This is a genomic window from Citrobacter sp. Igbk 16 (genome assembly GCF_028069755.1).
Classification (GTDB): domain Bacteria; phylum Pseudomonadota; class Gammaproteobacteria; order Enterobacterales; family Enterobacteriaceae; genus Citrobacter.
Window position 1 is genome coordinate 33,283 of the sequence record NZ_JANEWJ010000037.1, and the last position, 11,577, is coordinate 44,859.

Below are 11,577 nucleotides of genomic sequence, written 5' to 3' on the forward strand. Positions count from 1 at the left end.
CGTTTTATGCGGATTTTTTGCGGGGCTTAGCGGCCTGTCGACGCATGAAAATCTGATTCTGTTCAGGCGTATATTTTGCCCGGTTGTCGTCTCTCGATGCTCTGTCAGGCCGGAAACCGATGGTTGTCAGAATGTCGCGATCATCCTCTGCGTAATCAATATTTCCTCCGCGGGTTACATGAACGGACAGCGCTTCGCGAACACTGGCGGCCGCCCGGTCGAGAGCCCGTTCTCTGACGATGTCAGGTTGTTCGCAGAGATGCATTAATTCCGGTGCCAGAGCGGCGGTCAGCGCGTCGCCGCTTACCTGCATAAAGGCGTGGAGCTGACGCCGGATACTGATACGCTGCACGGCCTCATGTGACCGGATGTACTGCCCGGCCGACTGATTTACCGCCCATTTTTTCAGGTCAATATCATCCCGCAGCGCCTGTACAGCGTCAGGCTCACAACGGGTACTGCTGAGCTCTTGTTCTTTCAGCGCCATTTCAGCCCGTGCCAGTGCTGACTTGCTGCTCATCCAGTCCAATTTATTCTTCTGTAGGTCAGTCAGCTCGGCCGCGCAGAACGTTGGTCAGCTTACTGAAAAAGGGCGTGCCCGGCTCATAGGCACATTACTCAACAACTTTTTGCGTAAAGTCTGGGCTCCAGTCCTCATCAGCGCCGTAATGTGACTCTCCAGGCACCAACACGCGCACACCATAGCGGCTGTTATGGTATTTTTCGCCCACAAAGGGCATGAAGCTAACGCCAGTCAGATTGTGCATACTAGTCCTGTTTCTTACCTTTGAATTGCTCCCAGCGAGCTGACAGGCGATCTTTATCCAAGCGATAGCGCAGCGGCGCGATTGCCTTCCCTTCGTACTCTTCCCATTCGATACCTGGCGCAAAATGCACGGTCATGGTGTCAGGGTTGATGCCCATCATGTGACGGTCATATAGCTTATGGAACGTTGGAGCGAGCAGCACGCCGTTACTGGCGTTATAGCAGCCGTCTACCGCCGCCCCCTCAATATGTGCAGCCTCCAGCACGCCATTCAGGCGCTTGCCCGTCACCGCGCAGCGTTCGCCAAAGTTCTCCATCACCAGCTTACGGAATACAGCCTGAGCGCGAGGATCTCGCTGGAATACCTCGGCCATGCGGCCACTGGCCTTTGAGCATGTTGGCCACCAACTCGAACCGGTAGAGCTGCGAGAACTGAAGGATATCTACTACTTCTCCTTTTTAGATCTCAGGTGGCATCGTCTAGGTAACGTGCACTCCTGAAGCGTTCCCAGTGGTGTGCCAGTGCACTCCGGTCTAGCTTCCATATGTTGCCATCGCGCAGCTGTACACCGTGAATATTCAGCCAGCCACGGAAGGGCGTATCCACAAATACCACCAGTGTCAGCGGATTGATGGAAAAAAACAGATCGTCAAAAGCACGATGCAGGAAACTCACCAGGGCGATCCCGTTGCTTGCGTGCATATAATCGTGACTGGAGTCCGGCACAATGTGCGCCGCCTCCAGACTTTCGGTAATGCCTGTGATCGCGCAGCCGTCGAAGTTCGCCAGTACAGACATACGGAAACGGCCCTGCCCTTCACGCTGAGCCACTTCGCGTAGTTTGCGCAACCGGGCAGCGCGGCGCTTACGAAACTCGAGTAAATGCGCATCATGCAGTGGATTAGATACAGGTGTTTCTGCCGTCCACTCTTCCCATGAGTCGGAAAGAAACCCATCAATTTTTTCATCCAGCGTTTTCCCTGCGTTCAGTTCATTCAGCCTCTTACACCAGTCGCGGAAATCCTTCACCATATCTGCTGGCAGACCTGCAGCGACTTCCGGCACAAGCATGGAGAGAGAGGTTTTGGACAAGTGAGAAACACTAATTCTCTTCGGACGTTCACCAGGCAAAACGGCATATTTCTCATTCCACGCTTTCAGACGCTCCCTTCGGGCCTGGCGTTTGCTCTTTTTGCTTTTTTTCGGGACGGTAGGCTGGAGGGAGCCTTCCTGTTGGCCTTCATGCAGCGAACCATAGAAATTATATTGTTTCAGGACGGCGCGAATTTCGTCTGGTGTATCCTGATTTGATACAGTTGCGTGATAGCCGATATTCATTTCATTGCCACGAATCGCAATAAACTGAAAATCTTCTAATGCCTTTGTGAAGGCGTAGCGAATCTCGTTCGCAGGCATATTGAAAATAGCGGCAGCACGCGCGACAGCTATGCGGAAATGGTATCGGAACTGACGACCACGCTTACCTTCCGCTTCAATTTTAAAGCAACCAGTATGGGTATCATTACCCCACGCATGATGATTTGGTTTCCAGCTTTTATGCTTCCAGCCATCTATGTAGAGATGAATTTGTTTGGATTCGAAATACTCGTTAAGTAGCATGGCCCTGCCTCTGGATAATTTTCTCTGCCCGTAGACAGAATCAATATTAATTGAACCCGGTTGATCCTTTTTTGACGTAGGCCTGCCCTTCGATGGTTATGAATTTTTAAGTTTTTGATATGGTATTGAGGTGATCAGTATCAACCCTGCACCAGACAAGTCCTGTTCTGGACGAATCATGACCGCAATCCGGCGTGCTGACAGCTGTGGTTGGGATAAGCAGCCCTGTTTTGGGGTAACTGGGATAACCTTGGGATAAGATTTAGCGCATAACCATTTGATAATGTTATTTTATTTTGAAAGTATCTCGTTATTCCAAGAAAAATGGCGTTTTTCTGCTTATTGCTTATATAGAGAACTGAATGAACGATTTCCCAGAGAGGAGAGGTAAGATCTGATCGAGTGTAAGCGGCTATAAAAATGGAAGTGTCTGTATGATTTTCATCCATTTTGACGTGATGCTAAAACATCTGGGAGGACATTTGAGAGCATCTATAAAAACTAAACAAAAATAAAGTAATTTAAAACAGGTTGTTAGCTATTTTTGTTTTGTTCCTGTTATTTCTTCGGACTGATTTTTACCCTTTTCTGTACCAGGCCCAGCCCGTTTGATGTCATCAGCACGATGAGCAGCATCTCATTGTACGCAAATATATCTTCTGTATTACCGCTATCCTTCCTGCAGAAAAAGGAGCAGCGACAGCCGCTCCCTTCTGGCATCAGGATTTTGGGAACACCCAAACATGTTTTTCAGGTAACGCCAGGTGGCAGTGCTGCGGATCGCGTACTTCGTTGCCGTAGGCGCGGATGACAAAATCATCAGCGACGGTTCGGAACAGGTACTCCCAGCGGTCACCGAGATACATGCTGGTGAGCAACGGGAGAGCCAACTGGTTTTCGCCTGGCCCGTCGGCCAGCACCACACGTTCAACGCGGATCACCGCGGTGCCCTCATGGCCAACCTGAACGCCGTCGCCCGCCTGACCCCACAGAACCCAGTCACGTCCTTCAATACGTGCTTTGCCGTCACGCACTTCAGTGACTTTGCCATGCAGACGGTTGTTGCTGCCCATAAATTCAGCGGTGAACAGCGTTTTTGGGGAACCATACATCTCTTGCGGCGTACCCTGTTGTTCAATTTTGCCGTTGTTGAGTAGCAGAATGCGGTCAGAAATCGACATCGCTTCTCCCTGATCATGCGTCACCATCAGCGCGGACAACCCGAGATTAATAATCAACTCACGCAGGAATACGCGCGCTTCTTCCCGCAGTTTTGCATCAAGGTTGGATAACGGCTCATCGAGCAGGATCACGGGTGGGTTATAAACCAGCGCCCGGCCAATCGCTACACGCTGTTGCTGACCGCCAGAAAGTTGATGCGGATGGCGCTTACCCAGATGTCCCAGGCCCAGTTGATCCAACACCCCCTGTACCCGTTGGTTGATCTCTGCGGTGGAGACTTTGCGCAACTTCAGCGGGTAGGCCACATTCTCAAATACGGTTTTATGCGGCCACAAGGCATAGGACTGGAACACCAGCCCCAGGTTACGCTCCTCGGCTGGGATTTCGCTGCGCGGGGTGCCGTCGTAGACTTTGTTGTTGCCGATGGTAATTGACCCTTGTGTCGGTTTTTCCAGCCCAGCCACGGCGCGCAGGAGGGTGGTTTTACCGCTCCCGGACGGCCCCAGTAACGAAACCACTTCGCCCCGTTTGAGGTCCATGGTCACGCCCTTTAGCACCGGGTTATCACCGTAGGTTAAGTGCAGGTTCTCGACCGATAATTCAATCATGTAATTTCACTCCAAAACGTAGGGCAATACCCAGGCCCACCACCACCAACAGAATATTGATAAACGAGAGTGCGGCGACGATGTCGATAGCACCTGCCGCCCACAGAGATACCAGCATCGAGCCGATGGTTTCCGTGCCCGGCGACAGCAGATAGACGCCCGTTGAATACTCACGCTCAAAGATCAGGAACATCAGCAGCCATGAGCCAATCAGCCCATAACGTGAAAGCGGAATGGTAACGTGGCGGGTAATCTGCCCACGCGTCGCACCGGTGCTGCGTGCCGCTTCCTCCAGTTCTGGCCCCACTTGCAGCAACGTTGAGGAGATGAGGCGCAGGCCGTAGGCCATCCACACCACCGTATACGCCAGCCAGACGCTGAAAATGGTGCTCCGTAGCGAGCGCAGCCAGACAATCAAAGTGTCTCGCAACCACTGCGACCACGGCATACCGGATAACCAGCCGGATTTCAGCGCGTTATCGAGCCACATTGGTAAGAACAGGAACACCCACAGAAATGCCAGACCCGCGAGCAGGCCCGGCACTGCGCGGGGCACCAGCACGCTGTAGTCGAGAAAACGCGTGGTGTTATCCGGCTTGCGGTGCATCGCGATACCGATAAACAGATAGCAACCTACCGCCAGCGCGCCGCCGATCACGCCAATCGCCATGGAGTTGACGATGGCCCGCAACAGGTTCGGCTGTTCCCAGATGGTACGGAAGGTGCTGAGGGACAGCTCATCCCACAGCGACACACCCACCCCCCAGTTGGAGATAAACGCACGCAGCACCACGCCCATTAACGGTACGCCAATGGTGATGGTCAGCCAAAACGCGACCACAGCACCCGCTATCCAGCGCCATTTACCCAGCGGTAACGCGCGGGCCTGTGAGGCTTTACCCTTCATGGTGACGAAGCGGTTAGCAGTACGCATCAGGCGACGCTGTAGCATGACCAGTGGGATGGTCAGGCAGATCAGCACCACGGCAACTGCCGCCATCAGGTGATACGACGGCGTACCCAGTTTATTGGTCAACTGATACAGGTAGGTCGCCAGCACCATGTTGCCTTCAGGGTCGCCCAATACCAGCATCAGACCAAAGACTTCCAGACCGAGGAAAAACAGCAACACCACGGCGTACAGAATAGATGGGCGAACCATCGGCAGGCTGACTGATGTCATGACCTGCAGCGGGGATGCGCCGGAGATACGCGCGGCTTCCTCCACGTCTGAGCTCACGCTGCGCAGCGCTGACGAGATATACAGATAAGCGTGCGGTACGTGTGTCAGCCCTGCAATGACCACGATGCTCGACATGTCGTAGATATTCCACGGCACGAAGCCAATCAGCGATTGTGCCCACAGTGACAGGAAGCCTACCGGGCCTGCGGCCACCACATAGCCAAAACCCAGCACCATCGGTGAAACAAAAATAGGCACCAGGATCAGCGGCTCAATCAGACGTCTACCCGGTAAGTCGGTACGTACCATCAGGAAGGCCAGTATACCGCCCAGAGGAATGGCGATAATGACCAGCCCGAATGCGAGAATAAAGCCACTTTTCAGCGCTTTATAGAAGTCAGGGTCGGTAAAAATAAAGCCAAAGGATTCAAGGCTCCAGTCCTTTGCCGGCGAGAAGAACGGCGCGGACAAAAAGCTTTGTATCACGATGAACGACAACGGCGTGTAGATAACCAGCGCGGTTAACAGCACGACGATGCCACGCGGCAAGCTTTGCCACTTTCTGCGTAATGCATTCATAAGCGGAGATCCGGTAACACGTATTCAGGAAACGAGCACCAGGCGCACCAGTGAACCGTGCGCCCGGTTCTGGCTCTTATTTGGCCGCGGCTTCACGCCACTGTTTGATGTAATCCAGACGTTTTTTCGGTTGCAGGTATTCAAGTAATGACTCATCAACTGGGATCGGCTTCAGCGCGCTACCCAGCATTTTGGTCATACCGTCGATGTCATTTTTACCTTCGATATCGTTGCGAATAGACGGAATATCGGCCTGGTTGGCGAGGATGTTTTGCCCTTTCTCAGACAGCACATAGTCCAGCCACAGTTTGGCGGCATTGCTATGCTCTGCCTGCTGGCTGATGAAAGAAACTCGTGACAGCACCAGGGTGTAGTCCTTCGGATAGGAAATGCCCAGTGACGGATCGTTTTTGGCACGCGCTTCGGCGTAAGAGCCGAGGATATTATAACCAATCAGGTTTTCACCCGATGAAACCCGCTCCATCATCGTACCGGTGGACGATTGCACGGCTAACCCGCCTTTCGCCACGTCGGCCAATGTTTTGAAGTAGTTCGGATCGGCCTTGTAATCCAGCACCGATAGCATGAAGCCAACCCCGGATTTTTCGATATCGTAGGTGGTGACTTTGCTTTTGAATTTATCCACCTGGCCTGCAATCAGCTTGGCCAGTGCGGTGTGAGAATCCGGAACCTCGTTCGCCGGGATGAGGCGCTTGTTGTAAATAAACACCACCGGCTCGTAGGTGGTGCCGTAGGCTTTGTTGTGCCAAACAGCCCATTTCGGTAGCTGGTTCTGCTCTGCTGAAACATACTCCATGGCATAGTCGGTCGCGAGCTTCATCGCGGTATCCATGGAGGAGCTCCAGATGACGTCACCGCTGCCGCCGCCAGCAGCCTGTTCGCTGATATAACGGTTATACAGCTCGGTGCTGTTCATATCGTTATATTCAACTTTGATGCCCGGATAGGTGGCTTCAAAGCCCTGAATCAGCGGCCCAGCCGCTTTGGTATCCGTTGTGGAGTAAACCACGACTTTGCCTTCTTTGGTGGCGGCATCAACCACCTTTTGGTAGTCAGCCGGATACCCCTGCGGCAGTGCGGACAGAGCAGAAAACGACATGAAAACAGCAGCAGAGATCAGAGAGATGCGGAATGTGTTCGCCATTATCATTAACCTTCTAGTTACATTTGAGGAACTAAAAGTCAACATAGCGGATGGGAGGGGAGAGACAAGAGGGGGGAGAGAGCCGGCTGGTGGAAATGTGATTGTTGGCGTTGTTTCGGTAATTAACACCATAGAAACCGTGAGGGCGATGGGTTGAGAGAATAGAATACTCGCCGTTGTAGGCCGGATGGCGCTTCGTTTATCCGGCCTACAGTGATTGTTACTCCTGAGCCACCCTCCGGTACAGCCGCCTCGGATGCCCAATACTCCCATACTGAATCTCAATCACCACAAACCCAATTTCCACGCAATACTCCAGATAGCGGCGACCCGTGGTCTTGCTGATCCCCGCGTCTTCTACTACCTGTTCGACTGACCAGCTGGTGTCAGGATGCTCGCTGAAAATACGCTTCACCCGCTCGAGCGTTGCCGGTTCAATGCCCTTTGTTGATGGCTGGGTTGATGCCTCACCCGCGGGTAAATTGAACAGTTTATCCAGTGCATGTTGGTCAACAACTTTCACCTGGCGCAGAGTGTGTACCAGCAACATAAAGCGCTCCAGCGAGGCCCGCAGACGGTGGGAGAACACGGGTTTTAGCAGGTAGTCAAACGCGCCGCTGCGCATAGCATGACTGCAGGTTTGCATATCGCTGGCGGCGGTGATGAATATCACCGAGCATTCAAACTGTTTGAGCAGTGGGCTATCAATAAGCTCAACGCCCTGACCGTCAGGCAAATAGTTGTCCAGCAGCAGCAGGCGCGGCCGATGACGGAGGATCAGCTCGCGGGCCTGTTCCAGCGATCCCGCGATCCCCACGATGCGCAGATGGAAGTTTTGCTCAATAAACTCCCGATGCAACTGTGCCAGATGTGGCTCATCTTCAACAATAACAACCTCAAGAGGGCGGATATCAGTCATGGGAAGGTCCTGTCGAAAGTGAAATCTGGAACGGGATGAAAACCGAAAATACGGTACCCTGCGGGATGTTATCGCTCATTTCGATGCTGCCACCGGCCCGACGAACGTAGCCCGCGACCAGGTACAGGCCAATACCATGTTCTGAACCGGTGAGTTCGCTGCTGTCAGTGGGTTTACTGGTGAAGCCTTGCTCAAAAATATGCGGCTTCATGGCTTCATCAACGCCACAGCCCCGGTCAGCCACTTCAATCACCAGTTCGTAGTTGCGATCCGATATATACACTTCCACCGGCGCGGTACGTGCTGGCGTTTTCAGCGTGGCATCGACAGCATTGTCCACCAGATTACCTATTACTGACATCAGCTCCGTTTCGCTCAGCCCTTCCGGCAGGCGCGAGAGCTGGCAGGCAGGGTCGAAAACCAGCTCAACACCTTTCTCGCGAGCACCGACATATTTCCCCAGCAGCAGGCCGCATAGCGCCGGAGAGACAAACTGCCTGGAGAGGAAATCCAGCACCTGCTGGGCCCCCTCTGACTGTACCTGGATATAACGCAGCGCGTCGTCATAGCGCTGCATCTGCAGCAGGCCGACGAGCGTAGCCGTCCAGTTGAGCTGCTCGTGGCGCATGATACGCAGGTTATCGGCATAGCGGGTCACCTGGCTGAGTTGGCTGCTGAGCGTATTGATATCGTTCTTATCGCGGAAGCTGAATACCCAACCGCTTTGGGTGCCCGGCTCAACTTCAATAGCCACGCGGTTGACGATGGTTTCCCGTTGATTCAGGACGGTAATATGATCGTGATGGCGGCTGTCATAAGCGGTATTGCCTGGCGCAAAAAACGACGGTGGCAGCTGAATCACCTCATCCAGCGGTTTGCCGAGCAACGCTTGTTCACTCTGGCGAATATTGAGCATCTCCCTGGCGGCGCGGTTGATGAGTATTAGCTGCTTATCGGCATTCACCGCAAACACACCTTCGTACATGGCCTCCAGTAACGCCTTTTGCTGTAGCACCAACTGGGCGATATCTTTAGGTTCCAGGCCGAACATCTGCTTTTTCAGCGTGCGGGTCAGTAACCAGGAAAAAATAAACAGCAGCAGCAGCAGGGCAAGGCCGTACATTCCGGTGCGCCACAGCAGGCGGGCGTTGATATTGGCGATGTAGGAGGTGAGGTAACCGACGGAGACAATGCCGATTACCTGATGATGGCTATCGAAAATAGGTGCCTTACTGCGTAACGAGACACCGATCCCGCCCTTGCGCACTGTGATTATGGTTTTGCCCTTCAGTACGTCAGCATTGTCGCCGCCGATCATCGGCAGGTTAAGGCGCTCCGGGGATTCTGAGTGGTAAAGATGCTGTTCATGCGCATCGCCAATCACAATATAGCTGGCATCGCTTTCGGCGCGCAGCGGCTGAATCAGTTGTGCGATACCGGGAATATCCCGCTGCTGAACTTTTTCTGCCAGACCGGGAATCAGGGCAATTTCGCTGGCCTGTACCCGCGCACGTTGGCCTAAATCGTGGTGCAACTGGCGGTCGATAAAGTGAAACAGCAATACGCCAAGCAGCGCCAGCAGAAGGCAGGAAAAAGCCACCAGTGAGAGGAACAGCTTTACCTGAAAGGACAATCTAAGTTTCATGTAGTCCGCAGCGGCCAGAGCAGAAAGGGTCATCTGAAAAGCCTATCATGCGAAAATACGAACCGTAATCGAGGGACGACAGAGTTGTGAACTGCCTACATTCTCCGCGAATTTCTGAGACAATAAACGGTATGTCGACGATGCGATCCAACGGTTGTATCCATTGAAAATGCGCATCGTTGACGGTGATTTTTTGGGATCTTCCGGTCTATGACTCTGGGTGTCCGTCGATCGCGGCTTTCAGATCGCGATATTCTTCGCATTGGGTGCCGCAGATAGTCTTAATGGTGGCCAGCTCCGCTTTCGCCAGGTCGGGGCGGCCTTTAATCATCCATGCTTCCCCAAGATATTCGCGCACTTTCGCATAGTGCGGATCAAGGGCAATCGATCGTTGGTAGTAACCTATCCCTTCATCCGTACGCCCTAACTTGCGCGTCGCATAGCCTCGATAGTTCCAGGCTTCACGCGTATTGGGCTGCTGTAAGGTATCGAGTAAATTGATGGCATCCTGATAATGGCCGGTTTTCGCCAGGTGATACGCATACTGCGTTTTATCCTGATCGTCGATCATGCTGCTTTTTTCGGGCAAACATTTTTGGGTTTTGTTGTCGTAAACCTGACCCTTCGGGCATGTTGGTGTGGTGGTATCGTCATTTCCCATGGCGCTGGCTGCAGCGGAGTAGAGCAGCCCGCCTGAGATCAGGCAAATCAACGGCAGTATTTTCGTCATGGCGTGCATCTTCATGATCCTGTCCTCTCGGTATGAGTGAAGGTTCTTGCATGCTGTAAACCGCGCAGACCATGCTTTACTCATTATCGATGCCTATAAATTGACCTGCCGTTTATTTTTAATACACCGCTTTATGAGCAAAGAGAGAGGCACCTATTTAATCGCAGCGCGTGGTCCCAAATGAGTCTGTGCGACAGGTTGTCGTGTTTCCTTGAGCGTCAGTTGTTCGGGTTGTACCAAAGCTGTCTGTACGAGATACGGAACCATCGCTACCGCGGGTCGTGCCAAATGAATCGGTTCGATAACTGGTCGTATTTCCGTTAGCACTGGTTACCCTTGTTGTTCCGAATGAGTCAGTGCGTGAGACGCTCCCATCGCTGCCACGCGTTGTTCCAAAACTGTCCGTGCGCCAGCTATTTCCTTGATCATCACGTGTCGTTCCAAAGCTGTCTGTTCTGTAGGTGGTGGCACTCGCAACAGAGGATAACAACATCAAAATGAAAAAACTGAAAACTGCTTTTCCCGACATAATGATATTCACCTTATGTGTATTATTTGTTTTTGGGATTAGGGCAGGTATGTTGGCCTCATTCCTGGTCAGATTTTACGCCCTTCCAGATGGCACTGGTAAGAAATACCGCCATGCTCGCCAATTAACCAATCAACAGCTTGTCCTGACAGTCGATTGATAGATACATGGGATACCAGCCCCCATGTTTTATTGTCTCGTGACCCTTCGATTTTGTATTCGATGGTCTTATCGGTGATTATCGGGTGTACGACTCTGAACCAGGTATCATCACGTCCTTGAGGCTGCCCATCAATATCTACAATGACTGCCTCTGTAAACCAATTCGTACTTTGACCATTGCTTACGCATGTGTCTCCCGAATCAGCACGAATATCAAGGCAGAGTTTATCTTTTGATAAATAAGGGGCTGGCCAGATTCCTGTTGCTGACTGATCGTTAGTATTTTGCGGTTCGCATACAATTAAGGATGGTTCGGATGCGAGAACAGGCAGACTGCATAGCAAAGTAAAGGCAAAAAATGTGTTTCTCATGTGGCGAGTTATCCGTGTCTAAAGTTAAATTTACAGAATTATCTACATCTCTAATACTTAGAACAAATTTAAAACAAATCGATGATGCCTGGTTTACGTTGAGATAATATTAATATG

General features: G+C 52.3%; 11 protein-coding genes. All 11 read right to left on the reverse strand.

Annotated elements, in window-relative coordinates:
* Positions 1–4: 4 nt before the first annotated feature.
* On the reverse strand, positions 5–520 hold the full coding sequence (locus NNO03_RS19665; protein WP_271450298.1) for a phage polarity suppression protein: 516 nt from the start codon (positions 518–520) through the stop codon (positions 5–7).
* Between the two features lie 94 nt (positions 521–614).
* Positions 615–767, reverse strand: a complete 153-nt coding sequence (locus tag NNO03_RS19670; protein WP_271450299.1) for a hypothetical protein — start codon at positions 765–767, stop codon at positions 615–617.
* A gap of 1 nt (position 768) precedes the next feature.
* The gene (locus tag NNO03_RS19675; RefSeq protein ID WP_271450300.1) at positions 769–1,140 is read right to left on the reverse strand and encodes an HNH endonuclease; all 372 of its coding nucleotides are present in this window, start codon (positions 1,138–1,140) and stop codon (positions 769–771) included.
* Between the two features lie 92 nt (positions 1,141–1,232).
* The gene (locus tag NNO03_RS19680) at positions 1,233–2,387 is read right to left on the reverse strand and encodes an HNH endonuclease (RefSeq protein ID WP_271450301.1); all 1,155 of its coding nucleotides are present in this window, start codon (positions 2,385–2,387) and stop codon (positions 1,233–1,235) included.
* Positions 2,388–3,106: 719 nt separating this feature from the next.
* Positions 3,107–4,177 (reverse strand): ABC transporter ATP-binding protein, encoded by a 1,071-nt coding sequence (locus NNO03_RS19685; RefSeq protein ID WP_271441882.1) that lies wholly within the window; start codon positions 4,175–4,177, stop codon positions 3,107–3,109.
* Complete coding sequence (locus NNO03_RS19690) at positions 4,170–5,939, reverse strand: iron ABC transporter permease (protein WP_005133551.1); 1,770 nt, start codon at positions 5,937–5,939, stop codon at positions 4,170–4,172. Before NNO03_RS19690 ends, NNO03_RS19685 begins: the two co-directional genes overlap by 8 nt.
* A gap of 76 nt (positions 5,940–6,015) precedes the next feature.
* A complete protein-coding gene (locus NNO03_RS19695; protein WP_271441881.1) occupies positions 6,016–7,104 on the reverse strand; it encodes an ABC transporter substrate-binding protein in 1,089 nt (362 codons plus the stop codon).
* Positions 7,105–7,324: 220 nt separating this feature from the next.
* Positions 7,325–8,023, reverse strand: coding sequence for a response regulator (locus NNO03_RS19700; RefSeq protein ID WP_271441880.1), 699 nt, complete (start codon positions 8,021–8,023; stop codon positions 7,325–7,327).
* On the reverse strand, positions 8,016–9,668 hold the full coding sequence (locus NNO03_RS19705) for a sensor histidine kinase (protein WP_271450304.1): 1,653 nt from the start codon (positions 9,666–9,668) through the stop codon (positions 8,016–8,018). Before NNO03_RS19705 ends, NNO03_RS19700 begins: the two co-directional genes overlap by 8 nt.
* Positions 9,669–9,876: 208 nt before the next feature.
* Positions 9,877–10,398 (reverse strand): M48 family metallopeptidase, encoded by a 522-nt coding sequence (locus tag NNO03_RS19710; RefSeq protein ID WP_271450302.1) that lies wholly within the window; start codon positions 10,396–10,398, stop codon positions 9,877–9,879.
* 597 nt (positions 10,399–10,995) lie between these two features.
* Positions 10,996–11,460, reverse strand: a complete 465-nt coding sequence (locus NNO03_RS19715; protein WP_271450303.1) for a hypothetical protein — start codon at positions 11,458–11,460, stop codon at positions 10,996–10,998.
* Positions 11,461–11,577: the final 117 nt, after the last annotated feature.

Coding starts and splice junctions, on each gene's coding strand:
- NNO03_RS19665 (WP_271450298.1), bottom strand. CDS start 520: ATGAGCAGCAAGTCAGCACTGGCACGGGCTGAAATGGCGCTGAAAGAA.
- NNO03_RS19670 (WP_271450299.1), bottom strand. CDS start 767: ATGCACAATCTGACTGGCGTTAGCTTCATGCCCTTTGTGGGCGAAAAA.
- NNO03_RS19675 (WP_271450300.1), bottom strand. CDS start 1,140: ATGGCCGAGGTATTCCAGCGAGATCCTCGCGCTCAGGCTGTATTCCGT.
- NNO03_RS19680 (WP_271450301.1), bottom strand. CDS start 2,387: ATGCTACTTAACGAGTATTTCGAATCCAAACAAATTCATCTCTACATA.
- NNO03_RS19685 (WP_271441882.1), bottom strand. CDS start 4,177: ATGATTGAATTATCGGTCGAGAACCTGCACTTAACCTACGGTGATAAC.
- NNO03_RS19690 (WP_005133551.1), bottom strand. CDS start 5,939: ATGAATGCATTACGCAGAAAGTGGCAAAGCTTGCCGCGTGGCATCGTC.
- NNO03_RS19695 (WP_271441881.1), bottom strand. CDS start 7,104: ATGGCGAACACATTCCGCATCTCTCTGATCTCTGCTGCTGTTTTCATG.
- NNO03_RS19700 (WP_271441880.1), bottom strand. CDS start 8,023: ATGACTGATATCCGCCCTCTTGAGGTTGTTATTGTTGAAGATGAGCCA.
- NNO03_RS19705 (WP_271450304.1), bottom strand. CDS start 9,668: ATGAAACTTAGATTGTCCTTTCAGGTAAAGCTGTTCCTCTCACTGGTG.
- NNO03_RS19710 (WP_271450302.1), bottom strand. CDS start 10,398: ATGACGAAAATACTGCCGTTGATTTGCCTGATCTCAGGCGGGCTGCTC.
- NNO03_RS19715 (WP_271450303.1), bottom strand. CDS start 11,460: ATGAGAAACACATTTTTTGCCTTTACTTTGCTATGCAGTCTGCCTGTT.